The sequence below is a fragment of the Mycolicibacterium llatzerense genome (assembly GCF_025331195.1).
Lineage (GTDB): Bacteria > Actinomycetota > Actinomycetes > Mycobacteriales > Mycobacteriaceae > Mycobacterium > Mycobacterium llatzerense.
The window spans coordinates 930,511-956,829 of the sequence record NZ_LXOV01000001.1; the positions used below are offsets into that span (position 1 = coordinate 930,511).

The window sequence follows — 26,319 nt, forward strand, 5'->3', positions numbered from 1 at the left end:
CACCGCCCTGGCGACTAAGGCTCCGCGCGCTTGCCCTTCAGGCCGCGCCAGAAGAGGTTGATCATCAGCTCGGTGGCGTCGTTGACATCGGTATCACCGGCACTGACGCGCGACGCGATGGCCTCACCCGCACCCACCAGGGCCACGGCCATCATCTCGAAGTCGCTGTCCGGCTCCGGGTTTCGCGTACCCGCACTGAGCAGCCGGGCCACCAGATCGATGATCTTCTCGCGGCCCTCGCGCACCGTGTGGGCGAAGGCCTGCGAGCTGGTGGCCTGCGTGTAGAGCACGATCCAGGACGCCCGGTTGCGGTCGATGTACGTCATAAACGACAGCACCGCGTTGCGCAGCAGGTCGCGTGGACTCTGCGCGAAGTTGATGTCGGCGCGGACGGTGTCGACGAAGCGCGTCAGCTCCCGATCCAGGCACGCGGCGAACAGCTCTTCCTTCGAGCCGTAATAGAGGTACAGCATCGGCTTGGAAATCTCGGCTTGCGCGGCGATCGCGTCCATCGAGGTCTCGTGATAGCCGTTCACCGAGAACATCTGCACGGCAGCGTCGAGCATCTGCTGTTCACGGACGGCCCGCGGCAGCCGCTTGGTTCCTCCTGCCATCAGAACAGGGTATTCAACGCGCAGCTCACTTCACGCATTTGGCGCCCGGCCCCTTCATGGCCGCCACCCGAAGGACCGACTTGTCGACCTGCGCCTGGTCCAGCTGCCCGGCCTGCGCGGCCGCTTCCAGCTTGTCCAGCACGTCGGGAATGCCGTCGGTGGTGATCCACAGGGCGACATCGGCGCCGGCCTGGAGCGCCTTGAGCGCCGCGTCGGCGACGCCGAAGTGCTGCGTGATGGCCGCCATGCCGGTCAGATCGTCGGTGAACACCACGCCGTCGAACGGCGGGCCGCCGTACTCGCCGCTGCGCAGCAGGTCGTAGGCGGGCTTGCTCAGGCTCGCGGGGTCGTCGCCGAGCGTCAGTCCGGGCACCTGCAGGTGGCCGACCATCACCGCGACGGGCTGCTGCGTCGTCAACGTCCGGTAGGGCACCAGGTCGTTGTCCTTCAGCGCCGCCAGCGGCGGGGTCTTCACGCCACCGGTGTGCGAGTCGCCCGAGCCGTGCCCGTGACCGGGGAAGTGCTTGAGCACCGGAACGAGCCCCGCCTCGCGCAGGCCCGCGGCATACGCGCCGGCGTACTCGGTCACCTTCTGCGGGTCCGAACCGAAGGAGCGGTCGCCGATCACCTCGTCGTCGGGCTCTTCGGTGACGTCGGCGTCGGGCGCGAAGTCGACGGTGATGCCGAACTTGTCCTTCATCTGCTGTCCGCGGTCCCGCGCGATGGCCTGGACTTCGGCAGGTGTCTTGGTCGTCGCCAGCACCCGCGCCGATTCCTGCGGGCCGATCAGCTTCTTCAGCCGGGACACCCGGCCGCCCTCTTCATCGATGCTGACCGCCAGCGGCAGCGCACCGGACGCGGCCTGCAGTGCCGGGATGCTGCCGTCCGACAGCATGGACAGGTCCGTCCAGCTACCGATGAAGATGCCGCCGACCTGCTGTTCCGTCACGGCGGCACGAGCATCGGCGGCGTCCTTGACGCCCACCATGAGCAACTGGGCCAGCTTCTGCCGCAGCGTCAGGGTGCTCAGCAGGGCGTGCGGATCGCACGGCGGGGCGGTCGGGGCGGGCGCGTCCATCGGCTTGCTCGACGCGGCTGTGCTCTTGGCCTGGCTGGACGTGCTGGAAGCTGCCGGATGGTCGGACGACGACGAGCAACCGGCTACCAATCCAGACACCAGTGCGAGCGCGCCAAGGGTTCGGGGCAAGGACATGGGCACCGAGCCTAGCCGCGCGACAGCGGCGCCCGGGTCCCGCGATGACCTGGTAGCGGGCTGGCGAACACGGAAGCGGGCAGGTCGTCATGCTAGTTTGGGCGCCATGGACCGCTTCCTCGTGCCCGCCGGAGCCAGCATCGTGGTCGGTCTGTTGCTCGGCGCCGCAGCGGTCTTCGGCACCACGCTGATGCTGGAGCAGGACACCAAGCCGACGCTGCAATCGGGCGATCCAGCGTCATCGGTGCTCAACCGGGTCGAATACGGCAACCGCAGCTGATCCCGCAGCGCCGCTCTCCCGGCGCTGCCTATGGGTCGTCAGCGCGGCCGCACTGGTCCTGACGTTCGCCCAGTCACCGGGCCGGGTCTCGCCCGACACCAAACTCGATCTCACCGCCAACCCTGCGCGCTTCCTGGCGCGGGCGGCCAACCTGTGGAGCAGCGACCTCCCTTTCGGCCAGTCGCAGAACCAGGCCTACGGCTACCTCTTCCCGCACGGCGCGTTCTTCCTCGCCGGTGACGTCATCGGCCTGCCCGGCTGGGTGATCCAGCGGCTGTGGTGGGCATTACTGCTGGTCGTCGGCTTCTGGGGTGTGGTGCGCGTCGCCGAGGCGCTGGGCATCGGCAGCCGATCCTCTCGGGTGCTTGCCGCCGTGGCGTTCGCCTTGTCGCCGCGCGCGCTGACGACGCTGGGCGCCATCTCGTCCGAGACCCTGCCCATGATGCTGGCGCCGTGGGTGCTGCTGCCGGTGATCCTGGCGCTGCGCGGCGACCCGCGAATCCGGCAGCTCGCGGCCCGCTCGGCGGCCGCCGTCGCGCTGATGGGCGCGGTGAACGCCGTCGCCACCCTGACCGGCTGTCTGGCCGCGATCATCTGGTGGGCGGCACACCGGCCCAACCGCCGCTGGTGGCGCTTCACGGCGTGGTGGTTCGGCTGCACGCTGCTGGCCATCCTGTGGTGGGCGGTGGCGCTGCTGCTGCTCGGCCGGATCAGCCCGCCGTTCCTGGACTTCATCGAATCGTCGGGCGTCACGACCCAGTGGCTGTCGCTGACCGAGGTGCTGCGCGGCACCTACGGCTGGACGGCGTTCGTCGCGACCAACGCGACGGCCGGTTCGTCGTTGGTCACCGGCTCGGTGGCGGTGCTGGCCACGACGCTGGTCGCGGCCGGCGGCCTGGCCGGCCTGGCGATGCGCAGCATGCCCGCGCGGGGCCGGCTCATCTCGATGCTGCTGATCGGCCTGCTGCTGCTCGCGGTCGCGTACGCGGGTGGGCTGGGCTCCCCGATCGCGCACGAGGTGCGGGCCTTCCTCGACGCCGGCGGCACCCCGCTGCGCAACGTGCACAAGCTCGAACCCGTACTGCGATTGCCGCTGGCGCTGGGCCTGGCCCACGTGCTGGGCCGGATTCCACTGCCGGGCACCGCACCGCGCCGGGAATGGATCAACGCGTTCGCCCATCTGGAGCGGGACAAGCGGATGGCCGTCGCGGTGGTGCTGCTGACGGCGCTGGCCGCCGGGACGTCGCTGGCGTGGACGGGCCGTCTCGCCGCGCCCGGTACCTACCGCGCGATCCCGCAGTACTGGCACCAGACCGCGGACTGGCTCGACGCGCACAACGCCGAGACGCCGGGCCGGGTGCTGGTCGCGCCGGGTGCGCCGTTCGCCAACCAGGTGTGGGGCAACACGCACGACGAGCCGCTGCAGGTGCTGGAGCGCGGCGCCTGGGGCGTGCGCGATTCGATTCCGCTGACCCCGCCCGCGACCATCCGCGCCCTGGATTCCGTGCAGCGCCTGTTCGCCACCGGACGACCGTCCGCCGGATTGGCCGACACCCTTGCCCGCCAAGGTATCTCGTTCGTCGTGGTGCGCAATGACCTGGACCCCGACAACTCCCGGTCGGCCCGGCCGCTGCTGGTACACCGGGCCATCGAAGGTTCCAAGGGGCTGACGAAAGTCGCCCAGTTCGGCGACCCGGTCGGGCCCGGCCTGCTGGAGGGCTTCGTCTCCGACAGCGGCCTGCGGCCCCGCTACCCCGCGGTCGAGATCTACCGCGTGACCGGCGCCGCCACCACCCAGCCGTACCTGGCCGACGCCGACACCATGGCCCGCATCGACGGCGGACCCGAATCACTGCTGCGCATCGACGAGCGTCGCCGCCTGATGGGACGAAACCCGTTGGGCCCCATGATCTTGACCTCCGATGCGCAGCGAGCCGGACTCCCGGTGCCCGAGGTGACCGTCACCGACACCCCGCTGGTGCGGGAGACCGACTACGGGCGCGTCGACGACCATTCATCGGCCGTGCGGGCCCCCGACGATCCGCGCCGCACCTACAACCGCGTCATGGATTACCCAAGCCCCGGCGCCACCCCCGCGTACGGCCAGTGGCCGGGCGGACGGATCACCACCTCGAGTTCGTCGTCCGATTCCACCGCGCTGCCCAACGTGTCCACGGCAGCCGGGCCGGCCGCCACCATCGACGGCGACTCTTCGACCAGCTGGGTGTCCAACTCGCTGCAAACCGCTGTGGGGCAATGGCTTCAGGTCGACTTCGACCATCCGGTGACCAACGCGACCGTCACCCTGACGCCCAGTGCGACGGCGGTCGGCGCCCAGGTGCGCCGCGTCGAAGTGGCAACAGCCAACGGCACCAGCACAATTCGTTTCGACCAGCCCGGCAAGCCGCTGGTCGCCGCCCTGCCCTACGGCGAGACCTCGTGGGTCCGATTCACCGCGATCGGCACCGACGACGGTTCACCGGGCGTCCAGTTCGGCATCACCGACTTCTCCGTGACGCAGTACGACGCGTCCGGCTTCGCCCATGCGGTGAGCCTGCGGCACACCGTCGACGTGCCCGGACCGCCCGCGGGATCGGCTGTGGCGCAATGGGATTTGGGCAACGACCAGCTGGGCCGGCCCGGCTGCGCCGAGGGACCGAACGGCGTCCGGTGCGCCGCCACCATGGCCCAGTCGCCCGAAGAGCCCGTGAACATGAGCCGCACCCTCACCGTGCCGGCACCGATGGCCGTCGCGCCGACGGTGTGGGTGCAGGCGAGGCAGGGTCCGCACCTGGCCGATCTGGTCAGCCAACCCGGCACCACCCGGGCCACCGGCGACGCCGACGTCATCGACGTCGCGGGCTCGGCCTACGCCGCCACCGACGGCGACCCGCGCACCGCCTGGGTTGCTCCGCAGAGCATCGTGCAGTTCCGCAATGGCGCCAACCTGACCGTGCACCTGCCGACCCCGACGACCGTCAGCGCCCTGCGCCTGGTGCCGAGCGCCTCCGAGTTGCCGGCCCACCCGACCGTCGTCGCGGTGGACCTGGGCAACGGGCCACAGGTGCGACGGATCGGCGACGGGCCACAGACCATCAAGCTCGCCCCCGCGAAAACCGACACCATCAAGCTGTCGATCCTGGACTGGCACGACCTGATCGACCGCACCGCGCTGGGATTCGACCAGGTGAAGCCGCCCGGACTGGCCGAAGTCATCGCCCTCGACGAGCGCGGCACACCGATCGCTCCTGCCGACGCGGCCGCGAACCGGCGTCGGGCCATCACGGTGCCGTGTGGCCGCGGCCCGATCGTCGCGATCGCCGGCCAGTTCCTGCAGACCTCGATACACACCACCGTCGGCGCGCTGCTCGACGGTGAGCCCATCGCGGCCCAGCCATGCCAGTCCGCGCCGCTGCAACTGCCCGCCGGGCAACAGGAGTTCCTGATCAACCCGGGTCCCGACTTCACCGTCATCGGCGCCCGGCTGACCGGCCCGCTCGCGGCCCACATCCACAGCGCCCCAACGACTCCCGCGCAGCTGAAGAAGTGGACGTCTGATCACCGCGAAGTGCAGGTGACCCCGTCACCGGTGCAGCGCGTGCTCGTCGTCCCCGAAAGCGTGAACCCGGGCTGGACCGCCCACACCGCCAACGGCGCAATCCTCACCCCGGTGACCATCAACGGCTGGCAGCAGGGCTGGGTGCTGCCGGCCGGTACCGGCGGCATCGTCACGCTGACGTTCGCGCTCAACACCCCCTACCGCATCGGCCTGTTCGGCGGGCTCGCGCTGCTCCCACTGCTGGCGCTGTTGGCGCTGCTGCCGATGCGTCGGCCCGTCGATGACGAACCGACCCAGACCTGGCAGCCACGTCCCGCGGTTGTCGGCGTGGCCCTGGCCGGGTTCGGATTCCTGGTGGCCGGATGGGCCGGCCTGGTGACTGTCGCGGCGGCCATCGGCATCCGGTACCTGCTGCGCTCGCGCGAGCAGTGGCTGGACGGGTGGACCGTCATCGCCTCGGCGAGCGGCCTGATCGGCGCGGGGGCGGTGCTCAGCGCGTACCCGTGGCGATCGGTGGACGGCTACGTCGGACATTCGCCGTGGGTGCAGTTCCTGGCGCTCATCTCGGTGGCCGCACTCGCGGCGTCGCTGTGGGATGCGCCGGCTAACCCACCGCAGCAGGCTCCGGCACGTCCGTGATCGAGCTGTCCCGCGGTGACGGGGCATGCCGGGACTCCCAGCGGCGCAGCAACTCCCGGCAGGGCGACTCGATCAGCCCGTAGCTGACTGCGGCGATCGCGAACCCGAAAACCCAGGTCAGGATCAGCACGATCGGCATGTGGCCGTTGAACGGGAACTCGCCGATCACCGGGAACACCATGGCCAGCGCCGCCAGGTGCCAGATGAACAGGCCGTAGGACCACCGGCCCAACGTCACCATGACGGTGCTGCCGAGGATCCGGTGCGGGGTTCCGGGTGCGTCCAGCACCAGCGGCGCCAGCAGCGCCCCGGCGACGACGGCGCCCATCGCGGTCTTGACCACGACCTGGCTGACGGTGCCCGGCGCGAGCCCGATGTTGCCGGCCAGCGGCGTCGCCGCGATGACGAACGCCACCCCGGCGATGGCGGCCATGACCCAGCGCCGCCGGGCCAGCTGGTGCATCCGGCCGACGGGCATGACCGTCAGCTCCGCCAGCAGCATGCCCGCGGCGAACCAGGAGAACAGCGCCGGCAGCCAGTTCATCTGGTTGACGCCGAACGGCAGGTGCCACGGCAGCGCGGGCCAGGCGAAGCTCGCCACCCCGAGCACCGCGATGGCGGGCACCCGCCAGTCCACCGGCAGTCGGCGGGCCAGCAGCGCCAGCACGGGCAGCACCAGATAGAAGCTGACCTCGACGGCCAGGCTCCACATCTGGGTCAGCCCGGCGGTCAGCGTCAGGGGCACGTAAACCTGGGTCAGCGTGAGGTTCGACAGCCACACCGTGAGATCGGCGTGGGCGTCGGGCAGCAGCGCCAGGATCACCACGACGGCCACCACATAACCCGGCATGATCCGGACCACGCGGGACCGCAGGTAGTGGCCCGTCGGCGGCCGGTGCCGCAGTCCTCGCGCGGCGGCCGCGTGCCCCCGCCACAGCAAGAACCCCGACAGCGCGAAGAACACCGCGACCGCCAGGTCGAAACGGGTGAACAACCGGCCGTACCAGCCGCTGCTGTTGGCGGTCTGGAACGCCACGTGAGTCAGCACGACGCCCATGGCGGCGCAGGCCCGCAGGCCCTCGACAGCGGGCAGGAAACTGCGGGTGCCGCTCACCCGAGCGCTGTCCGCGGTGTCGTGTCCTTCGTCGCCCACGAACCCAGTGTGCCGGGTGCCCGTACTCGGCGGCGAATCTCACTTCCACCCCGACACCACTATGAGGGTGTGCCTTAGTAAGGGCTGTTAGGGTCAGTCGGGTTGCTGTGTGGCTGGCAGACAAAGTGAGGAGCACGGGTTGAACCGCGCTGTGGGGTTGCGAATCGCAGCATGCGTCTTGATGGGGCTCGGCGCCGCCCTGCTGATTGCTGCTCTGCTGTTGACTACTTATACGTCGGGGAAAATCGCCAAGATTCCGCTCGACATCGACACCACGCTGGTCAGCAACGGCACCGGCACCGCTCTGGACCCGGCGTCGCTGCTGGGCGAGAAGTTCGTCGTCAACAAGAACGTTCCCGTGGTGTTGCAGCGCCAGCTCAGCGTTGAGAACCCGGCGAACGCCGACGTCGTGACGCTGCAGGTCGGCAACACCGTCCGCCGCACCGACAAGCAGCAGGACAACGGCCTGCTGCTGGCGCTCGTCGACACCGTGACGCTCAACCGCACCACCGCCGCCGCGGTGACAGGTGCGGCCGGCTCGGTGCAGAAGCCGCGCACCATCGAGGACCCGAACCCGCCGACCAACGTCGCGCTGCCCCACACCGGACTGAGCTACCGCTTCCCGTTCAGCACGGAGAAGAAGACCTACCAGGTGTTCGACCCGATCGCGCAGAAGGCGTACGACGCCAACTACGAGGGCGAAGAAGACGTCAACGGCCTCTCGGTCTACAAGTTCACCCAGAACGTCGGCTTCGACGCCGACGGCAAGCTGGTCGAGCCGATCAAGTTCTCGTCGCTGTATGACAAGGACGAAGACGGTTCGGTGACCGCGCGCGCCGAACTGTGGGGCGTGCCGTCGGCCGAGCCGACCGACCCGATCACCATGCAGCGCTACTACGCCGCTGCGCGCACCTTCTGGGTGGACCCGGTCTCCGGCACCATCGTCAAAGAGAAGGACCGCGGCTTCCACTACTACTCGCGTGACGCCCTCAAGCCTGAGGTGACGTTCGCCGACTTCACCGTCACCTCCAACGAGCAGACGGTCGAGTCGCAGGTCGCCGCGGCCCACGACGAGCGCGACAAGCTGGCCCTGTGGGACCGCATCCTGCCCATCACGTTCGGTGGCCTGGGCCTGGTGTTCCTCGTCGGTGGCGTGCTGCTCGCCGGCTACAGCCTGCGGTCGCAGGCCGCGCTGATCGATCCGGGCCTCGACGCCGCCGGGCATGGCTTCTTCGGCCGGCGCGACACCGATTCCGGACCGATGCCCGCCGCTGAGGCCATGACCGAGAAGCTGCCCACCCAGCGGCCGACCGATCTGCCACCGGACCGGATCTGATCGCTTTTCGTCGTGCCCTGCCGGCGCTGTACGCGCTGGGGCTGACGCTCGCTGTCACCGCGCCGCTGCTGGCGCCCGGTTATCTGCTGCTGCGTGACGCGGTCTCGACGCCGCGGTCCTACCTGTCCGACGCGGCCCTGGGCCTGTCCGAGGCCGCGCCCCGGGCTCTGCCGCAGGACTTCTTCCTGGCCGTGCTCTCGCCCGTCGTCGACGGCGGGTTGCTGGTCAAGGCACTGCTGATCCTGGGGCTATGGTTCGCCGGCTGGGGCGCGGCTCGGCTGGCAGCTGCCGTTCTGGACGCCGGTCTCGGCGGGCAACTGGTGGCCGTCACCGTCGCGGTGTGGAACCCCTACGTCGCCGAGCGGCTGCTGCAGGGGCACTGGAGCCTGCTGGTCGGCTACGGCTGCCTGCCCTGGGTCGCCCTCTCGAGTGATTTGTGCACGATTATCCGCGGTGAGCGCGAACAATCGTGCACAAATCGCTGGAGCCTGGTCTTTTGGGTGGCGCTGGCCGGGCTGACGCCGACGGGTCTGCTGCTCGCGCTGGTGGTGGCGCTGGTGTGTTCGCGGACCTGGCGCGGCGTCTGGGTGACGCTGGCTGCCGCCGTCGGAGCCGCGCTGCCGTGGCTGGTGGCGACGGTGGTGGCGCGCGCGGTACTGCCGGTGGCGAGCGCGGGTGTGCCGGCGTTCGCGGCGCGGGCGGAGCCGGGACTCGGGACGCTGGGCAGCCTGGCCGGGCTCGGCGGCATCTGGAACGCATCTGCGGTACCGGCGTCCCGCACGACGCTGTGGGCGCTGGTCGGGACGGTGGTGCTGCTGGCCGTGGTGGCCTGCGGAGCCCGGAAGGCATGGTCCGTCGCCGCGGCGCGGCCGCTGCTGGTGCTCGCGGTCGTCGCCGTGGTGGTGCCCGCGCTGCTGGCGACCGATGCCGGGTCCGCGTTCCTCGACTGGCTGATCCGGACCGTGCCCAGCACCGGTGTACTGCGCGACGGGCAGAAGTGGGTGGCGCTGGCGATGCCGGGCTATGCCCTGGCCGGGGCCGCCGCGGTGGCGGTGCTGCGGCGCTGGCTGCCAACGGCTTTCGCGGCGGCGGGCTGCTGTGTGGTGGTGCTGGCGGCGCTGCCCGACCTTGCCTGGGGCGTCGGCGGCCAGCTGCGGGCGGTGCAATACCCGGCCGGCTGGTATTCGGTTGCAGCCCAGATCAATTCCGACCCGAAGCCCGTCGCGGTGCTGCCGCCCGACGTGATCCGGCAGTTCCCGTGGGCCGGACCCTCGGCAGTACTGGACCCGCTCCCCCGATGGGTTTCCGCCGACGTGCTGGCAACCGGAGACCTGGTGATCGGCGGCCGGACCGTGCCCGGGGAAGGCGTGCGGGCCCGGCGGGTGCAGGACCTGCTGCTGCGGGGCGCCGACGTGCATCAGTTGGCCGCGGCCGGGGTCGGCTGGGTGGTGGTGGAGGGCGCGGCTCCCCCGCTGTCCCTGCCGATTGCCTATCGGGACAACGACATTGCGTTGTACCGCGTGGGTGGGACGACGCCCGCGGCGTCGAATCGCGCGGTGCTGATCGCCGCGCACGTGGTGTGGCTGGGCCTATTGGTCGGCGCTCTGGCCGCGTTGGTGATCCAGCGGTGGCGGGACCTCAGTACGCCCCTTCGCCGCGTGCCACCACACTGACGGTCTTCAGGATGATCCCCACGTCGGTGAGCATCGACCAGTTGTCGACGTACGAAAGATCAAGGCGCACAGCCTTGTCCCACGTGAGGTCGGACCGTCCGCTGATCTGCCACAACCCCGTCACACCCGGTTTGACGAGCAGCTTGCGCCTGATGTCGCCGTTGTAGGTCTCGACCTCCCGGCGCAGCGGCGGCCGGGGGCCGACGACGCTCATGTCCTGCTTGAGCACGTTGATGAACTGCGGGAGTTCGTCGATGCTGTAGCGGCGCAGGACCTTTCCGACCATCGTCACCCGCGGGTCCTCACGCATCTTGAACATGACGCCGCCGGCCATCTCGTTCGACGGCAGCAGTTCGTCGAGACGCTCCTCGGCATCGACCACCATGCTGCGGAACTTGATCATGGTGAACGGCTCGCCGTCCAGCCCGATACGTTCCGAGCGGTAGAACACCGGGCCGCGGCTCGTCATCTTGATGGCGATGGCTGCGAGCACGAGCAGCGGCGCCGTCCCGATCAGCGCCGCCAGCGCGAATCCGAAGTCGAACGCCTTCTTCAGGAAACTCTTGGCGCCGTGGTACTGCGGCTTCTCCACGTGCAGCAGCGGCATGCCGGCCACCGGCCGCATCGCCAGCCGCGCACCGGCCACGTCCAGCAGGCCCGGCGACACCACCAGGTCGACGTCGGACGCCTCGAGTCGCCAGGTGAGCCGCTGAATTCCGGCGACACCGAAATGTTCGGCGTCGGTCAGCGCCACGGTATCGGCGGCGCAGCGGTCGCCGAGGGCACCGAGGGCGTCGTTCTCGTCGCCGAAGATCGGGATCACCCGATCACCGATCCTGATGACGTCACCGCGCGCGTCCGGATCGCCCGGGATGCCGGCGCCGACCACCACGTAACCGTCGCCCGGATCGTTCATGAGCTCGGTCGCCAGGACCGCGATGGCGTCCCGATCACCAATGGCGAGAACAGATGTCAGGCATTCACCCGCATGCCGGCGCGCACGAACCCGGCGCCGCCACAGCTTGCGTCCGATGAGCAGGCCGATCGTGCCCAGCGGGAATGCCAGGGCCAGGTAGCCGCGCGCGATCTCAAGCCGCGCCAGCAGCGCCACGATCGCGATGACCCCGAACGTCCAGAACGACGCGGCGACGACGCGGCGATACTCCTCGATGCCGCAGCCGAGGATCGACGCGGAGCGGGCGTGATGCAGGGTCAGGACGCCCAGCCACAGGCAGGCCAGCGCCAGCGAGTACCCGGTATAGAGCATAGAGGCCGACGGACCGTAGCCCGCTCCGCCGAATCGGACCCATTGCGCGAACAGCATCGCGAGGACGATGGCCGCGGCGTCGGTGATCAGCACGCGACGCGCGTAATGCGGCTGCCAGACCGTGCGTGAATTCGAAAGCCGGGTGAGCCCGAACGTCGAAAGCGTCATCGGCAACTCCACATGCTCAACTCCTCAGACCTGGTGGTACATCGATGGAGCGGAATATCCAATTACATTGAATGAGAACGGAGTTCGAACGCACTGCATCACCGGGCCCAGTTGCCTGGATCCGCAAAATGAGAGGGACACCCGAAAGCCGGAACCCGAAGGCGGCCCTCATTGCTATTAAATTTGACTTGGCCGTCAGTTTATGCGGCGAGGCGGTGTCCAACAGCAAAACGGCAGATTTGGCTCGTCGTCACGAAGAATTTCCGGAACCGGCGTTGACGCCCGGCAACAGCAGCGCCGCGGCCCGGCTACGACGTCAGACGATCCCGTTGACGTACTTGCCGTCCCGGACGGTCTCGGCAACCGTCAGCATCGCGGAAGCGCTTTGCGGCCACGAGAATTCGGCGGCCCGCACCTGCGCCTTGGTGCCCAGCTGGTCGCGCAGGACGGCGTCGGTCAGCAGGGTCTCGAGCGCGGTGACCAGACCGCGGTGGTCGTCGACCAGCAGGCCCGTGACGCCGTCGACGATCGAATCGGTCAGGCCGCCCGAGGACCGGTAGCCCACCGTGGGCACGCCGTGCTGCGCGGCCTCGATGACGGCCAGCGCCCAGCCTTCCTTGCGCGACGGCAGTGCGTGAACCCAAGCCTGTTGCAGCACTTCGTGTTTGGTGTCCTCGTCGACATGGCCGTGGAACGTCACCGCGGCACTGATGCCGAGCCGCCGGGCGTGCGCGACCAGGCGCTCGTCCCACCAGCCGCCGCCGACGACATCCAGACGCAGCCCCGGCACCAGGGGCGCCAGCAGCGCGACGGCGTCGAGCACGTCCTCGATCTGTTTGTGCGGCACCAACCTCGACAGCACGACGATGCGCGGCTCCGTCGCCCGGGGCAGCGACAGGGACGCCGCCGGAGCGAGGTCGACGCCGTTGCGCACGACAGCGATCCGCGACGCGTCGACGCCCAGATCCACCAGGTCCCGGGCCGACGGCAGCGACACCGTCACGTACTGGTTGTTGCGGTGCAGCCGGGGCGAGAGCCGCGACTCCACGAACCACCCGAACTTGCTCATCACGCGCCCAGCTACCGGCCACTGGTCGCGGTGGCAGTGATGTACCAGCACCATCGCGCGCCGGCCGTAGGCCAGGCGAGCCAGGAAGGGGATGCCGTTCTGCGAATCGATCACCACATCCGGCCGGACGCCGCGCAGCGGGCCCAGCCCGACGCGGGCCAGCACCATCGCCAGCCCGGCCCAGATGTAGACCGACAGCCGGCCACCGCCGCGGCTGATCCGGATGCCGTCGACGACCTCGGTGCGCGACGCCCCGCGATAGCGGGCGGTCCGCAGCGTCACCCGCACGCCGGACTCCGCCAGCTGTGCGCCGATGCGCTGCAGATACGTCTCGCTCCCGCCACCCTGGGGATGGCCGGTGTCGCGCCAGCAGAGCAGCAGCACCGACCGGATCTCGTCAGGAGATCCAGCAGGCTGCTGGGGGTGGTCTGGCATCGAATGAAGGGTACCGGTCAGTAGGGTTGCGGAGTGAATCACCGGGCAGCCAAACGACTGGTCACCACGCGTAAGCGGGCCACCCTCGCGCGCTCGATCCGACTGCTCGGCGAGTTCCGTTTCGAGCAGAGCGACCCGGCCCGCTTCTACGGCGGCCTCGCCCGCGACACCGTCGCGCTCGTGGACGGTCTGTGGCGCGACCTCAACGGCACCGCCCCCGACGGCATGACGGTGCTCGACGTCGGCGGCGGCCCGGGCTACTTCGCCACCGAATTCTCCAGCGCCGGAATGACATACATCGGCGTCGAGCCCGACCCTCGCGAGATGCACGCGGGTCCGGCCGCGCAACCCGATGGCGCCGGTAGCTTCGTGCGCGCCTCGGGCATGGCGCTGCCGTTCGCCGACGACAGCGTCGATGTCTGTTTGTCGTCGAACGTCGCCGAACACGTCCCCGAACCGTGGCTGATGGGCCGGGAGATGCTGCGGGTCACCCGGCCGGGCGGGCTGGTGATCCTGTCGTACACGGTGTGGCTCGGGCCCTTCGGTGGGCACGAGATGGGGCTGACGCACTACCTCGGCGGCCGGCGGGCCGCCGAGATGTACACCCGCAAACACGGCCGCCGGCCGAAGAACGACTACGGATCGTCGTTGTTCGCGGTGTCTGCCGCAGCTGGGCTGGAGTGGGCGCGCAGCACGGGGGCGCTGGTCGCCGCATTCCCCCGCTACCACCCGCAATGGGCCTGGCGTGCGACTTCTGTACCGGTGTTACAGGAGTTCTTGACGAGCAACCTGGTGTTGGTGCTCCAGCCCAGCTGAATGACCTAATTGGAACATGTTCTCGTTTGGCCGAAAACTCGGTAGTGTGACGGCCATGACACAGAGCACGGCTTTCAAAACCGAGTGGGATCAGCTGTTCATCGGCGGTCAGTGGACCGCACCCGCGACGTCGGACGTCATCGAGGTGCACTCCCCGGCCACCGGCGAGCTCGTCGGCAAGGTGCCGCTGGCCTCGAAGGCCGATGTGGATGCCGCCTGTGCCGCCGCCCGCAAGGCGTTCGACGAGGGCCCGTGGCCCAAGATGTCGCCGGCCGAGCGCGCCGCGGTGATCGCCGAGGCGTCGCGCATCATGACCGAGCGCGCCGATGAGCTGAAGTTCCTGCTCGCCGCCGAGACCGGCCAGCCGCCGAGCATCGTCGACATGATGCAGTACGGCGCCGCCATGTCGTCGTTCAACTACTACGCCGGCGCCGCCGACAAGTTCCAGTGGAGCGACATCCGCGACGGCATCTACGGCCAGACCCTGGTGACCCGCGAGCCCATCGGGGTCGTCGCCGCCGTCGCCGCGTGGAACGTCCCCTTCTTCCTGGCCGCCAACAAGCTGGGTCCGGCACTGCTCGCCGGCTGCACCGTCGTGCTCAAGCCCGCAGCCGAGACGCCGCTGTCGGTGTTCGCGATGGCGCAGGCCTTCGCCGACGCCGGCCTGCCCGAGGGCGTGCTGTCGATCGTGCCGGGTGGCCCCGAGACCGGCCGCGCGCTGACCGCCAACCCCGAGATCGACAAGTTCACCTTCACCGGCAGCTCGGCTGTCGGCAAGGAGATCGGCAAGGTCGCCGCCGAGCGCCTCAAGCCCTGCACCCTGGAACTCGGCGGCAAGTCCGCGGCGATCATCCTCGAGGACGCCGACCTGGACTCCACCCTTCCGATGCTGCTGTTCTCGGGCCTGATGAACACCGGCCAGGCCTGCGTCGGCCAGACCCGCATCCTGGCCCCGCGGTCGCGGTACGACGAGGTCGTCGAGAAGGTGGCCGCCGGCGCGGCCGGCATGCAGGTCGGCCTCCCCGATAATCCGGCCGCCATGATCGGTCCGCTGATCAGCGAGAAGCAGCGCGAGCGCGTCGAGAGCTACATCAAGAAGGGTGTCGAAGAAGGCGCCCGCATCGCCACCGGCGGCGGCCGTCCCGACGGCCTCGATTCCGGTTGGTTCGTGCAGCCGACGGTGTTCGCCGATGTCGACAACTCGATGACCATCGCCCAGGAGGAGATCTTCGGCCCGGTGCTGGCGATCATCCCCTTCGACAGCGAAGAAGACGCCATCCGGATCGCCAACGACTCGGACTACGGCCTGGCCGGCAGCGTCTACACCACCGACATCCCGCGGGCCATGAAGATCGCCTCGCAGATTCGCACCGGCACCTACGCGGTCAACATGTACGCGTTCGACCCGGGTGCGCCGTTCGGCGGCTACAAGAACTCCGGCATCGGCCGCGAGAACGGCCCCGAGGGCATCGAGGCCTACTGCCAGGCCAAGAGCGTCCTGATGCCATTCGGCTACACCCCGGAGTAATACCGCCTTCGTCCGGATGGCCACCCGCGCTTTGTCCTTCGCCCCTCGGGGGACTCGGCCGGGTGGCCATTCGGCTTTTCAGCACCGGTTTTTTATCCCAGGCGAACCCCAGCAATCGCTGATACCGTCACGCCCGTCCGAAGGTCTGGCAAACAATCTGGGAGGAAACGTATGGCTGTCTCTGTAGATCTCGACAAAGCACTCGACAAGGCGTACGAGGGCAAGTCCCTCAAGGAAATCCTCGACGCATCGCCCGCCGCGCTGGCCGGGGTCAGCGACGCCGACGCCGAGCACCTCGCCGCGGCGTTCAACATCAAGACCGTGCGCCAGCTCGGTGCCAACAAGTACTTCGCCGTCGCCGCCGCGCTCGTCGCGCTGGAGAACGCCGGCTAGGTTCCTGCGCGAGCAGACGCGAAAACCCCCAAAATCACTTGGTTTTGGGGGTTTTCACGTTTTCTCGGCGAGGTGGTCAGCGGCCCTGGAACTGCGCGGCGCGGCGCTCGACGAAGGACTGCACGCCCTCGGCGGCGTCTTTGGTCGTGAACAGCCTGGCCACCTCGGGCTGGAGTCGCTCGAAGGCCGCGGCCTCACCCGCGCTGCGAGCCAACTGCGCCGAGGCCAGGGTTGCCTGCACACCCAACGGCGCCGCGCGGTCCGCGATGGTGTGCGCGATCTCGATTGCCCGCGCGCGAGCGGCCGCGGCATCTTGCACGACCTCCTGCACCAGACCGATGCGGTCCGCCTCTGCTGCGTCGAATTCGTCACCGGTGAGCAGCCAGCGCATGGCGTTGCCCCAGCCCGCGTCGCGCGGTAGCCGGACGCTGGCACCGCCGAACGGATAGATGCCGCGCAGCACCTCGATCTGGGCGAAGCGGGCGTCGGCGGCTGCCACCCGAATCTCGGCGGCGAGCAGCAGTTCGATGCCCAACGTCAGGCAACGGCCCTGAACCGCCGCGACGAGTGGCTTGGCCCACGGCCCGTCGAGCCGCCAGGGGTCGCGGCCATCGGCGGGGAACGGACTCTCCCCCGCGGCGATGGCGGGAGCGACGTCGAGCAGGTCCAGACCCGCGGTGAAGTGGTCGCCATGGGCGACGAGCACTCCGGCGCGGAGGCTGTCGTCGCGCTCCAGCAGACCGTAGGCCCGTGACAGGTCGGCCAGCATCGCGCGGTCGAACGCGTTGCGCTTCTCGGGCCGGCTGAGGCCCATCACCAGAACATGCCCGTCCCGTTCGAGGGTGACGGTCTGCAGATCGAGATCGGTCGTCATGCGAGCAGTGAACTCCTGATCACGAAATTATGCAAGAGACCATAGTTCTGAGGGAGCGTAGGCCCCGCAGCGCTCAAAACCTCAGAAATATGTGACCTGGAATACATTCTTTGGTCCGATGTGTTGGGCGTTTTATGCTGAGTCCCATATCGAGGAGGGCAGCATGTGGGTGGTCGAGGTCAACGTGAAAGGCCATCGCTTCACGCATACCGTCCTGGGCGCCAACGAACGGCTGCGTGAAGCAGCTCGCGGTGTGCAGGACCGGATGACGCAGTTTCGGAACCGGGTCACGCATTGAGCGCGGCAGCGCCCGCCATCAAGACGGTCAACAAGCGCGGCGCCACCCGGGAACGGATGGTGCGCAGCGCCGCCGCCGTGCTGCGTGAGCGCGGCGCCGCCGGCCTGACCATCGACGAGGTGCTGGTCCGCAGCGGCGCACCCCGCGGGTCGGTCTACCACCACTTTCCCGAGGGCCGCAGCCAGCTGCTGATCGAAGCACTGCAGTTCGCCGGCGACGCGATCGCCGCCCACATCGACGGCTCCGCCGCGTACGGCGGCATCGCACTCGTGCGCGGATTCGTCACCTTCTGGGACCAGATTCTGGCCGACAGCGACTTCACCGCGGGGTGCCCGGTGGTCGCCGCCGCGGTCGGGTCGGGCGACGAAGCGCCGACACTGACCCCCATTGCCGCCGAGATCTTCGACCGGTGGCGCACCGCGCTCGGACACTCCTTCACCGCCGAGGGATTCAGCGATTCCGACGCGTCAGCCCTGGCTGTCACCTGCCTGGCCGCACTGGAAGGTGCGGTGGTGTTGAGCCGGTCGTCGCAGAGCGTCGCTCCGCTGCACGACGTCGCTACTCAACTCGAATTCCTCATCAAGGCAAAGGCTTTCGTCAAGAACAACGGCCTGCCCACCGCCGGCAGCTAGCCGTCCGCGCGAGCCCAGCGCGCACAGACGAAGTCCCCGTTGACCGCGGACTCGACCAATCGCCATTCCGAGCGCACCGGCAATACCGGTGCGCCGGCACCCAGGGAACACGGCGCATAGGACACCACCAGTTCGTCGACCAGGCCGGCCGTCACGAACTGCGCTGCGACGTCCCCGCCGCCGACGATCCAGACGTCACGCTCGCCGGCCGTCTCGACCAACGCCGGATGCAGCTGCGCGACATCGCCGCTGACCGGGCACACCGGGTGCCCCTCAACGACGACGTCCGGCCGCGACGTGAGCACCCACGTCGGTTGGGGGTACGGCCAATCACCCGGTTCGTTCTCGACGACCCACCGGTACGTCGTCGACCCCATGACCAGGGCACCCACCGACTGCTCGAAGGCTTTGTAGCCGAACGGGCCGTCGACGTCGATGTCACGCGAGAGCAGCCAGTCCAGGCTGCCCGCGGAATCGACGATGAAGCCGTCCAAGCTCGATGCGGTGTAGTAAATGGTCGCCATCGCTCCGAGTATGCCGCGACCCACCGACAATCCGAGGCGCCCCGATTACTGTTGCCGGATGGACGATTTCGACGCCCTCCGCGCCGACGACGGCGACCTGTCCGAACTGCGTGCGGACCTGCGCCGGTTCCTGGCCGAGGACGCAAAGGAGTTCGGCTGGGAACCCGGCGTCGACTGCTGGCTGTCGAAGTGGGACGCCGACTTCAGCATGCGGCTGGCGGCAGCCGGCTTCGTCGGTCTCACCATCCCGGTCGAGTACGGCGGCCGCGGCCGCAGCCACATGCACCGATACGTGGTCACCGAAGAACTGCTCGCCCACGGCGCACCGGTCGCCGCGCATTGGATCGCCGACCGGCAGGTGGCGCCAGCCCTGCTGACCTACGGCAGCGAGGACCAGCGGCGGCGACTGCTGCCCCGAATCGCTTCCGGTACTTTGTATTCCGCGATCGGCATGAGCGAGTACGAGGCCGGTTCCGACCTGGCCGCGGTCGCCACCAAGGCCACCCGCACCGACGCCGGCTGGCTGCTGAACGGCAGCAAGGTGTGGACCAGCGGCGCGCACCTGGCACACCAGGTCGTGGTGCTGGCTCGCACCAGCCCCCTGGACCCCGCGCATCGGCACGCGGGATTCAGCCAGTTCATCGTGCCCACCGACGCCCCGGGTGTCACCATCGAGCCGATCGTCCAGATGAACGGCGAACACCATTTCAACGAGGTGCTGTTCGACGACGTCGCGCTGACCGACGCCGATCTGCTCGGCACCGTCGGCGCGGGCTGGCACCAGGTGACCTCGGAGCTGGGTTTCGAGCGCAGCGGACCGGAGCGCTTCCTGTCCACGGCCACATTGCTTTTCGCACTCATCGAGGCGCTGCGAGACGACCCCCGTGCGGACATCGGCGATCTGCTGGCACGGATGATCTCGCTGCGTCAGCTCTCCATCTCGGTCGCCCGCGCGTTGACCGCCGGCCAAGACGCCGCCGTCCCCGCCGCGCTGGTCAAAGACCTGGGCACCCGATTCGAGCAGGACTCCGTGGAGATCGCCGCGGAGCTGCTGGACCGGTACGACGGTCCTGACCGTCCGCGGCTGCAGGCGATGCTGGACACCGCTCGGGTGCATGCGCCACTGTTCACCCTGCGCGGCGGCACCAATGAGGTACTGCGCGGCATCGTCGCCAAGAACTGGACCAAACAGGCTGCCGCCAAACAGCATTCGGACGAGCTGGCCGAACTGCGCGAACTGGCCGACCAGATCGGGCAGTCCGCACAGCCCGCCCGCACCCTGCCGCTGACCTTCGACGATGCCCTGTGGCGCACCGCCGAGAGCTCCGGACTCACCCGGTTGAGCAGCGACGCCGATGCCGGTCCCGCCGCGGCGGCCGTCGTGCTGGGCACCTTGGCACGTCACGCCGCTGCGGTGCCGATCGCCGAAACCGATGTGCTGGCAACGTGGTTGGCGGCAGCAGCCGGTCTCGCCGTACCCGAGTCCGGGCCCCTGACCCTGGCGGTCGAGCAGGTCGCCACCTGGCCGCAGTGCGGGCCGGTGCTGGTGACCAAACGCGGACCGGACGCCCTGTACGTCGCACTGCGCGACTCACCGACGCTCATCAACGGTGGACACAATCTCGCCGGGGAGCCCCGGGCAACCATCGAATTCGACACCGCGGCAAGTGATGTCGTCCAGCTGCCGCTGACGGTCGCCGACGAATTGACCCTCCGCGGCGCCTGGTGCCGCAGCGTCCAGATCGTCGGCGCACTCGATGCCGCCGCCGAGCTGACCGTCGCGCACACCGAAACACGGGTGCAGTTCGGCCGCCCGCTCGCCGCCTTCCAGGCGGTGCAGCACTCACTGGCCTCGATGCTCGGCGAGATCGAACGGGCCAGGGCGGCAACCACTCTGGCGGTCACCGCCGCCGCGCAGTACGGCTTCGGTGACGATCGCACCGGCTACGCCACGACCGTGGCCAAGATCGCCGTCGGCCGGGCCGTCGCCCCGGTGACGACCATCGCGCACCAGTTGCACGGCGCCATCGGCACCACCGCGGAACATCCGTTGTGGCGGGCGACCCTACGGGCCCGCAGTTGGGCTGACGAGTTCGGCAGCACCAGTTGGCACGCCCGCAGGCTCGCGGCCCGCACCGCGACGACCGATCCGTGGGATGTGACGGTGGGCCGCTTCTGAAAGTCGTTGTGACCTAGGTCAATATCCGCGCCGAAAGTGGATTCCGTCCGCTTGTGACGGCGACCACTGCGCTACCGGCGGTCCCGGTAAAAACTTGACGAATGTCAAAAATCAGCGGCGCCTTGGCTGCGTTGGCCGTCTGCACCACCCTGCCCGCGGCGACCGCGGTCGCCGCGCCCGCCCAGGCCGCCGGCACGCACCGCATGACCCTGATGTCGCGGTCTTACACCTGCGACCGGCAGCCGATCAACTACATGAAGTTCCGTTTTCCGGCCGTGCCGACCGCTGAGATCACCTCCGACGGCCGCACCGCCGTCGCCCACATCGACATGCTCGACGGCGCGCGCGACGCGCGGTACGTGGTCCGGCTGATCCCGGCCCCCCATGCCCCGCTCGGTTGCCTCGCCGGTGACCCGAGCATCGGCACCGGCACGCTGAGCACCGACGGCTTCGGCAACGGCAGCTCCACCGTGCAGCTCAACGTGGCTCCCGGCACCACCGGTGTGTGGCTCCAGGTTGATCTGCCCGCGCCGCATTCGCAGTCCCCGGCCGAGTTCTACAGCAGCGACTTCGTCGCCGCAGTCTGACCATTGTTCGACCCCAGCAGCCGACACAAACGATCTTCCCGGTAGAACAAACACATGTCCTACCGGGAGATCGTGACGTCGCGGCGATTCAATGGCCGTCAGGCCGCAGTACTGGCAGCCGCTCTGCTGCTGGCCGGATGTTCGGGCGACAAGCAGCCACCGCAGCCGACCACCTCGTCGTCGAGCGCTCCGGCGCCGAGCACCGCTGCCGCCCCGAGCACCCCCGCAGCCGAAGCACCGCCGTCCCCCACCAGCCGTCAGCTCGACGGCGGGACCTGCCTGCAACTCACCGGCGCCGTGGTGAACCTGATGTCCGGCGCGTCCCCCGACGACGCCAAGACAGCCGGGGACACCATCAACGGCTTCCACCCGCCGGCCGATGTGCAGGCCGCCGTGACGCATTTCGTCAAGACCAACGGCCTGCACTCCAGCGATCCCGACCGCACTCAGTTCAGCCGCACCCTCAACAACTGGGTTGAGCAGCAGTGCCCGGTGCAGCGGTCGGAGAAGAAACCCAAGTAGGGCCGGTCAGCTACCGGTCCACTGCGGAGCGCGCTTCTCGGCGAAGGCCACCGCGCCCTCGCGCGCGTCCTTCGACATGAAGACCGGTCCCAGGATGGCGCCCTGCTTCTCCCACTTCTCCGCGTCGGACCAGTCGGACGACTCGACGATGATCCGCTTGGTCGCGGCGACCGCGAGCGGGCCGTTCGCGGTGATCCGCTCGGCCAGCGCGAGGGCGGCATCCAGTGCGGCACCCGGCTCGGTCAGCTCGTTGACCAGGCCCAGCTCGTGCGCCCGCGCGGCGGTCAGGTTCTCGCCGGTGAGCGCGAGTTCCATGGCGATGGCGTACGGGATGCGCCGCGGCAGGCGCAGCAGGCCGCCGGCACCGGCGACCAGGCCGCGCTTGACCTCCGGGATACCGAATGCCGCCGCGTTGGAGGCGACAATCAGGTCGGCCGACAGGGCCAGCTCGGTGCCGCCTGCCAGCGCGTAACCCTCGACCGCGGCGATCAGCGGCTTGGCCGGCGGACGCTGCGTGAAGCCGAGGCCACGGTCCGAGAGGATGTTCTCGCCCTTGGCGAAAGCCTTCAGATCCATGCCGGCACAGAACGAGCCGCCGGCTCCCGTCAGCACGGCGACGGACAGTCCCGGGTCTTCGTCCAGGCGGTCCGCGGCGGCGGCCAAGCCCTTGCTGACCGCTGAGTTGACAGCGTTCTTGGCCTGGGGCCGATTGATGGTGATGATCAGTATGCGGTCGCGCTGTTCGACGAGGACGGCATCTTCGCTGGTGGCTTCTTCGGTCACGACGGTGATGCTAGCCACAGGGGATTGGCGTCCGGCGGTCAACCAGTGAATAATCAAAAATTAGAACATGTTCTAGTTTTTGCCGCAGTCAGAGGAGAAACCGTGGTCAAGCTGCCCGAAATCACCAAATTCGACCCGGACCTGACCGAGAAGGTCATGGGGATTCTCCGACCGCTGCTGAAGGTCTATCACCGATCCGAGGTCCGCGGACTGGAGAACATTCCGCTGGGTGGCGCACTGGTGGTGAGCAACCACTCCGGTGGCATGCTGCCCATGGACGTACCGATCTTCTCGTCGCACTTCTACGAGAAGTACGGCTACGACCGTCCCGTCTACACCCTCAGCCACGCCATGCTGATGGTCGGCCCGACCGCGGACTTCTTCAAGAAGACCGGCTACATCCTGGCCAGCCACGAGAACGCCGACGAAGCGCTGCGCTCCGGCGGCCTCGTCGTCGTGTTCCCCGGCGGTGACTACGACGTCTACCGGCCGTCGACCGACGCCAACAAGATCGACTTCGACGGCCGCAAGGGCTACGTGAAAGCCGCGATCAACGCCGGCGTGCCGATCGTGCCGATGGTCGGCATCGGCGGCCAGGAGACCCAACTGTTCCTGACCCGCGGCGAGCGCATCGCCAAGGCCCTCGGTCCCATCGCGCGCGCCGCCCGCGCCAAGGTGGTGCCGCTGTCCGTCGGCCTGCCGTTCGGCCTGTCCGCCGTGCTGCCCTTCAACGTGCCGCTGCCGTCGAAGATCGTCATGCAGGTGCTGCCGCCCATCAACATCGAGGCCGAGTTCGGTGAAGAGCCCGACATCGACGCAGTCGACGCACGGGTCCGCAAGGTCATGCAGGACGCTCTCGACGAACTCGCCGAAGAGCGGCGCTTCCCGGTACTAGGCTGACCGCCCGTGGGTATCACCGACAAGCTGACCGCCACTGCCGGCCTGGTCAACACCATGGTCCGCGCCGGTGTCATCGCCCCACTGCGGCCGGACAAGTACGTCCGGATCGCGGGCGCCATGGCCCGCGAAAACATGAGCGTCACTTCAGGTTTCGCCAGTTCCGCGCAGCGCTGCGGTAACCGTCCGGGCCTGATCGACGAGCTGGGCACTCTGACCTTCAGCGAGCTCGACAAGCGCGGCGACGCGTTCGCCGCCGCCCTGCAGCTGCTGCCCTCGGCCAAGGTCGTTGGCATCATGGCACGCAACCACCGCGGTTTCGTCGACGCACTGATCGCGGCCAACCGCATCGGCGCAGATGTGTTGCTACTGAACACTTCCTTCGCCGGCCCGGCCATGGCCGAGGTCGTGGACCGCGAGAACGTCGACGTCATCATCTACGACGAAGAGTTCACCGCGACGGTGGACCGCGCCTTGCAGGATCAAGGTCAGACGGGCCGGCCTCCCGTCACCCGCATCGTGGCGTGGACCGACACCGAGGACCACCCCCTGACCGTCGAGTCCCTGATCATCGACCACCTGGGGCTGCAGCCGCGACGCACCGGCGAGAAGAGCCGGGTGATCCTGCTGACCTCCGGGACCACCGGAACTCCCAAGGGCGCCAAGCATTCCGGTGGCGGCCTGGACGCGCTGAAGGCGATCCTGGACCGCACGCCGTGGCGCACCGAGGAGACCACCGTGGTCGTCGCTCCGATGTTCCACGCCTGGGGCTTCTCACAACTGGTGTTCGCGGCGTCGATGGCCTGCACCGTCGTCACTCGCCGCAAGTTCGACCCGCAGGCCACCCTGGCCCTGGTCGACAAGTACCAGGCGACCGGATTGTGTGTTGTCCCAGTGATGTTCGACCGCATCATGGAACTGCCGGACCACATCCGCAACCGCTACAGCGGCCGCTCGCTGCGGTTCGCCGCGGCCTCCGGCTCGCGCATGCGCCCCGACGTCGTCACCTCGTTCATGGACCAGTTCGGTGACGTCATCTACAACAACTACAACGCCACCGAGGCCGGGATGATCGCCACCGCGACACCGGCCGACCTGCGCGCCGCCCCCGACACCGCCGGCCGGCCCGCCGAGGGCACCGAGATCAAGATCCTGGACGCCGATTTCAAGGAGTTGCCGGCGGGCGAGGTGGGCACGATCTACGTACGCAACTCGACCCAGTTCGACGGCTACACCTCCGGCGCCACAAAAGATTTCCACCAGGACTACATGTCCTCGGGCGACGTGGGTTACCTCGATGTCGCCGGTCGCTTGTTCGTGGTGGGCCGCGACGACGAGATGATCGTCTCCGGCGGTGAGAACGTGTACCCGATCGAGGTGGAGAAGACGCTGTCCACCCACCCGGACGTGGCCGAAGCCACCGTGCTGGGTGTCGACGACGAGCAGTACGGCCAGCGCCTCGCGGCGTTCGTCGTGCTGACCGATGGCGCGACCGCCACCGAGGAATCCCTCAAGCAGCACGTACGAGACAACCTGGCCAATTACAAAGTGCCACGGTCGATTACGGTGCTCGCCGAATTGCCGCGCAACAGTACCGGCAAGATCGACCGCCGCGAGCTGAAGGCGCTGGCCAATGGCGCGTAAATCGGTGACCCTGCTGCGGGCCGTCCTCGGCCTCGTCAACGCCACCAACGCGGCCACCCCGCTGGCCCGCGCCGGGAACCCCGGCATCCTCACCTTCGCGTACGGCTGGCCGTCCAGCGAAGCGGCCGGATTCGTGCTCAGTTCCTCGGTGCTGTCCACCATCCGCCGGGGTCGGCGCGGCGCGTTCTCCGGTACCAGCGGCCGAATCGCGTTGGTGCTCAACGTGATCACCTGGGCCATCCTGGGCTTCATCGTCGGCCGCAGCCGCAGTTCCCGGCCGGCATTCGAAGAGCCACTGCGCGACGTGATCGGACCGGGCAACCCGGCCGATCCGGGCGTCCCGCGCCTGCCCGGTATCGCGCGCACCATGCTGTCGCGCCGCAAGTACAACAAGAAGACCGTCAAGTACGGTCCGCACCGCGCCAACCTGGCCGACATCTGGCGCCGCCCCGACCTGCCACTCGACGGCAAAGCCCCGGTGCTGCTGCAGGTTCCCGGCGGTGGGTGGATGCTCGGCGACCGTCGGCCGCAGGCCTACCCGCTGATGGGCACCCTCGCCGACCGCGGCTGGATCTGCGTGTCCATCGGCTACCGCGTCAGCCCGAAGCACCAGTGGCCGGCGCACATCATCGACGTCAAGCAGGCCCTCGCCTGGATCAAGGAGAACATCGCCGATTACGGCGGCGACCCCGACTTCGTCGCGATCAGCGGCGGCTCGGCGGGCGGTCACCTGTCCTCGCTGGCCGCGTTGACTCCCGGAGATCCCCAGTGGCAGCCCGGCTTTGAGGATGCCGACACCTCGGTGGTGGCCGCGGTTCCCGTGTACGGCCGCTACGACTGGTTCAGCTTCGACGGCCCCGGGCGTCCGGAGATGATGCACGCCCTGCAGCACTTGATCATCAAGAAGCGGTTCTCCACCGATCCCCAGGTCTTCCTGGACGCCTCGCCCATCAAGCGGATAGGTCCCGACGCCCCGCCGTTCTTCGTGCTGCACGGCACCGACGACACACTGATCGATGTCCAGGAGGGACGGGACTTCGTCGCCGCGCTGCGCGAGCGGTCACCGGCGCCGGTGGCATACGCCGAGATCCCGCACGCGCAGCACGCATTCGACATCTTTGGCTCGGCGCACGGCCGCTACGCCGCCGAGGCGATCACCCGGTTCCTGGAGTGGGTGCGCGCCGAGAAGGCGAAGGCCGTTGACTCCGAGGGTGACTCCGAGGGTGTCGGCTAGCC

The 26,319-nt window shown here is 68.9% G+C and carries 22 protein-coding genes and 2 pseudogenes; 16 read left to right on the top strand and 8 right to left on the bottom strand.

The window, feature by feature from the left end:
* Window positions 1–14: 14 nt before the first annotated feature.
* Entirely contained in the window at window positions 15–614 is a 600-nt protein-coding gene (locus tag A7G45_RS04830) for a TetR/AcrR family transcriptional regulator (RefSeq protein ID WP_043391090.1), read from the bottom strand.
* A 25-nt stretch (window positions 615–639) separates the two neighbouring features.
* Window positions 640–1,827, bottom strand: coding sequence for a glycoside hydrolase family 3 N-terminal domain-containing protein (locus A7G45_RS04835; protein ID WP_260934332.1), 1,188 nt, complete (start codon window positions 1,825–1,827; stop codon window positions 640–642).
* 106 nt (window positions 1,828–1,933) lie between these two features.
* On the opposite strand from A7G45_RS04835, the gene A7G45_RS04840 reads away from it, so the two are divergent.
* Window positions 1,934–2,107, top strand: a complete 174-nt coding sequence (locus A7G45_RS04840; RefSeq protein WP_020103457.1) for a DUF2613 domain-containing protein — start codon at window positions 1,934–1,936, stop codon at window positions 2,105–2,107.
* 52 nt (window positions 2,108–2,159) lie between these two features.
* Window positions 2,160–6,305: an alpha-(1->3)-arabinofuranosyltransferase gene (locus tag A7G45_RS04845; protein WP_260937969.1), complete on the top strand. Its 4,146-nt coding sequence runs from the start codon at window positions 2,160–2,162 to the stop codon at window positions 6,303–6,305.
* On the opposite strand, the gene A7G45_RS04850 is transcribed toward A7G45_RS04845, so the two are convergent.
* Window positions 6,271–7,458: an acyltransferase family protein gene (locus tag A7G45_RS04850; RefSeq protein WP_260934353.1), complete on the bottom strand. Its 1,188-nt coding sequence runs from the start codon at window positions 7,456–7,458 to the stop codon at window positions 6,271–6,273. The genes A7G45_RS04845 and A7G45_RS04850 overlap by 35 nt on opposite strands.
* Before the next feature lie 139 nt (window positions 7,459–7,597).
* On the opposite strand from A7G45_RS04850, the gene A7G45_RS04855 reads away from it, so the two are divergent.
* Both A7G45_RS04855 and A7G45_RS04860 read left to right on the top strand, forming a co-directional pair.
* Complete coding sequence (locus tag A7G45_RS04855) at window positions 7,598–8,794, top strand: cell envelope lipid trafficking protein PgfA (protein ID WP_260934354.1); 1,197 nt, start codon at window positions 7,598–7,600, stop codon at window positions 8,792–8,794.
* Window positions 8,795–8,811: 17 nt separating this feature from the next.
* Window positions 8,812–10,467, top strand: coding sequence for an MmpA family trehalose lipid delivery protein (locus tag A7G45_RS04860; protein WP_260937971.1), 1,656 nt, complete (start codon window positions 8,812–8,814; stop codon window positions 10,465–10,467).
* Here A7G45_RS04860 and A7G45_RS04865 read toward each other — a convergent pair.
* Window positions 10,433–11,902 carry a sugar transferase gene (locus A7G45_RS04865; protein WP_234785506.1) on the bottom strand — a complete coding sequence of 490 codons (1,470 nt, stop codon included), beginning with the start codon at window positions 11,900–11,902 and terminating at the stop codon, window positions 10,433–10,435. The two genes, A7G45_RS04860 and A7G45_RS04865, sit on opposite strands and share 35 nt — an antisense overlap.
* 316 nt (window positions 11,903–12,218) lie before the next feature.
* Window positions 12,219–13,406, bottom strand: a complete 1,188-nt coding sequence (locus A7G45_RS04870; protein WP_260934356.1) for a glycosyltransferase family 4 protein — start codon at window positions 13,404–13,406, stop codon at window positions 12,219–12,221.
* Window positions 13,407–13,463: 57 nt separating this feature from the next.
* Here A7G45_RS04870 and A7G45_RS04875 point away from each other — a divergent pair, with 57 nt between their 5' ends.
* From A7G45_RS04875 to A7G45_RS04885, 3 genes are all read left to right on the top strand, one after another.
* The gene (locus tag A7G45_RS04875) at window positions 13,464–14,222 is read left to right on the top strand and encodes a class I SAM-dependent methyltransferase (RefSeq protein ID WP_260937973.1); all 759 of its coding nucleotides are present in this window, start codon (window positions 13,464–13,466) and stop codon (window positions 14,220–14,222) included.
* A 55-nt stretch (window positions 14,223–14,277) separates the two neighbouring features.
* On the top strand, window positions 14,278–15,750 hold the full coding sequence (locus A7G45_RS04880) for an aldehyde dehydrogenase (RefSeq protein WP_260934358.1): 1,473 nt from the start codon (window positions 14,278–14,280) through the stop codon (window positions 15,748–15,750).
* 171 nt (window positions 15,751–15,921) lie between these two features.
* Window positions 15,922–16,143 carry a hypothetical protein gene (locus tag A7G45_RS04885; RefSeq protein WP_260934360.1) on the top strand — a complete coding sequence of 74 codons (222 nt, stop codon included), beginning with the start codon at window positions 15,922–15,924 and terminating at the stop codon, window positions 16,141–16,143.
* A 76-nt stretch (window positions 16,144–16,219) separates the two neighbouring features.
* Here A7G45_RS04885 and A7G45_RS04890 read toward each other — a convergent pair whose 3' ends face one another.
* Window positions 16,220–17,017 carry a crotonase/enoyl-CoA hydratase family protein gene (locus tag A7G45_RS04890; protein ID WP_260934361.1) on the bottom strand — a complete coding sequence of 266 codons (798 nt, stop codon included), beginning with the start codon at window positions 17,015–17,017 and terminating at the stop codon, window positions 16,220–16,222.
* Window positions 17,018–17,180: 163 nt separating this feature from the next.
* Here A7G45_RS04890 and A7G45_RS04895 point away from each other — a divergent pair, with 163 nt between their 5' ends.
* Complete coding sequence (locus A7G45_RS04895) at window positions 17,181–17,315, top strand: hypothetical protein (protein ID WP_260934362.1); 135 nt, start codon at window positions 17,181–17,183, stop codon at window positions 17,313–17,315.
* A 56-nt stretch (window positions 17,316–17,371) separates the two neighbouring features.
* Window positions 17,372–17,947, top strand: coding sequence for a TetR/AcrR family transcriptional regulator (locus A7G45_RS04900; RefSeq protein WP_043985663.1), 576 nt, complete (start codon window positions 17,372–17,374; stop codon window positions 17,945–17,947).
* On the opposite strand, the gene A7G45_RS04905 is transcribed toward A7G45_RS04900, so the two are convergent.
* On the bottom strand, window positions 17,944–18,471 hold the full coding sequence (locus A7G45_RS04905; RefSeq protein ID WP_260934366.1) for a dihydrofolate reductase family protein: 528 nt from the start codon (window positions 18,469–18,471) through the stop codon (window positions 17,944–17,946). The two genes, A7G45_RS04900 and A7G45_RS04905, sit on opposite strands and share 4 nt — an antisense overlap.
* Before the next feature lie 58 nt (window positions 18,472–18,529).
* Between A7G45_RS04905 and A7G45_RS04910 the strand changes: the two are divergent.
* The 4 genes and pseudogenes from A7G45_RS04910 to A7G45_RS04925 form a co-directional block, all read left to right on the top strand.
* Window positions 18,530–19,648, top strand: a pseudogene (locus A7G45_RS04910) (acyl-CoA dehydrogenase family protein); the annotation flags it as partial.
* A gap of 549 nt (window positions 19,649–20,197) precedes the next feature.
* A pseudogene (locus tag A7G45_RS04915) lies at window positions 20,198–20,650 on the top strand (acyl-CoA dehydrogenase family protein); the annotation flags it as partial.
* A 101-nt stretch (window positions 20,651–20,751) separates the two neighbouring features.
* Window positions 20,752–21,237, top strand: coding sequence for a hypothetical protein (locus tag A7G45_RS04920; RefSeq protein WP_260934368.1), 486 nt, complete (start codon window positions 20,752–20,754; stop codon window positions 21,235–21,237).
* A gap of 54 nt (window positions 21,238–21,291) precedes the next feature.
* Complete coding sequence (locus A7G45_RS04925; protein ID WP_135357739.1) at window positions 21,292–21,759, top strand: hypothetical protein; 468 nt, start codon at window positions 21,292–21,294, stop codon at window positions 21,757–21,759.
* 6 nt (window positions 21,760–21,765) lie between these two features.
* On the opposite strand, the gene A7G45_RS04930 is transcribed toward A7G45_RS04925, so the two are convergent.
* Window positions 21,766–22,551 (bottom strand): crotonase/enoyl-CoA hydratase family protein, encoded by a 786-nt coding sequence (locus A7G45_RS04930; protein WP_260937977.1) that lies wholly within the window; start codon window positions 22,549–22,551, stop codon window positions 21,766–21,768.
* Window positions 22,552–22,698: 147 nt separating this feature from the next.
* Here A7G45_RS04930 and A7G45_RS04935 point away from each other — a divergent pair, with 147 nt between their 5' ends.
* The 3 genes from A7G45_RS04935 to A7G45_RS04945 are packed head-to-tail and all read left to right on the top strand — an operon-like array spanning window position 22,699 to window position 26,317.
* Window positions 22,699–23,442, top strand: a complete 744-nt coding sequence (locus tag A7G45_RS04935; protein WP_260937979.1) for a lysophospholipid acyltransferase family protein — start codon at window positions 22,699–22,701, stop codon at window positions 23,440–23,442.
* Between the two features lie 24 nt (window positions 23,443–23,466).
* A complete protein-coding gene (fadD12, locus tag A7G45_RS04940; RefSeq protein WP_260937981.1) occupies window positions 23,467–25,083 on the top strand; it encodes an acyl-CoA ligase FadD12 in 1,617 nt (538 codons plus the stop codon).
* Entirely contained in the window at window positions 25,073–26,317 is a 1,245-nt protein-coding gene (locus tag A7G45_RS04945; protein WP_260934407.1) for an alpha/beta hydrolase, read from the top strand. Before fadD12 ends, A7G45_RS04945 begins: the two co-directional genes overlap by 11 nt.
* Window positions 26,318–26,319 lie beyond the last annotated feature (2 nt).

Coding starts and splice junctions, on each gene's coding strand:
- A7G45_RS04830 (WP_043391090.1), bottom strand. CDS start 614: ATGGCAGGAGGAACCAAGCGGCTGCCGCGGGCCGTCCGTGAACAGCAG.
- A7G45_RS04835 (WP_260934332.1), bottom strand. CDS start 1,827: ATGTCCTTGCCCCGAACCCTTGGCGCGCTCGCACTGGTGTCTGGATTG.
- A7G45_RS04840 (WP_020103457.1), top strand. CDS start 1,934: ATGGACCGCTTCCTCGTGCCCGCCGGAGCCAGCATCGTGGTCGGTCTG.
- A7G45_RS04865 (WP_234785506.1), bottom strand. CDS start 11,902: ATGACGCTTTCGACGTTCGGGCTCACCCGGCTTTCGAATTCACGCACG.
- A7G45_RS04870 (WP_260934356.1), bottom strand. CDS start 13,406: ATGCCAGACCACCCCCAGCAGCCTGCTGGATCTCCTGACGAGATCCGG.
- A7G45_RS04880 (WP_260934358.1), top strand. CDS start 14,278: ATGACACAGAGCACGGCTTTCAAAACCGAGTGGGATCAGCTGTTCATC.
- A7G45_RS04885 (WP_260934360.1), top strand. CDS start 15,922: ATGGCTGTCTCTGTAGATCTCGACAAAGCACTCGACAAGGCGTACGAG.
- A7G45_RS04890 (WP_260934361.1), bottom strand. CDS start 17,017: ATGACGACCGATCTCGATCTGCAGACCGTCACCCTCGAACGGGACGGG.
- A7G45_RS04895 (WP_260934362.1), top strand. CDS start 17,181: ATGTGGGTGGTCGAGGTCAACGTGAAAGGCCATCGCTTCACGCATACC.
- A7G45_RS04900 (WP_043985663.1), top strand. CDS start 17,372: ATGGTGCGCAGCGCCGCCGCCGTGCTGCGTGAGCGCGGCGCCGCCGGC.
- A7G45_RS04905 (WP_260934366.1), bottom strand. CDS start 18,471: ATGGCGACCATTTACTACACCGCATCGAGCTTGGACGGCTTCATCGTC.
- A7G45_RS04920 (WP_260934368.1), top strand. CDS start 20,752: ATGTCAAAAATCAGCGGCGCCTTGGCTGCGTTGGCCGTCTGCACCACC.
- A7G45_RS04925 (WP_135357739.1), top strand. CDS start 21,292: ATGTCCTACCGGGAGATCGTGACGTCGCGGCGATTCAATGGCCGTCAG.
- A7G45_RS04935 (WP_260937979.1), top strand. CDS start 22,699: ATGGGGATTCTCCGACCGCTGCTGAAGGTCTATCACCGATCCGAGGTC.
- A7G45_RS04945 (WP_260934407.1), top strand. CDS start 25,073: ATGGCGCGTAAATCGGTGACCCTGCTGCGGGCCGTCCTCGGCCTCGTC.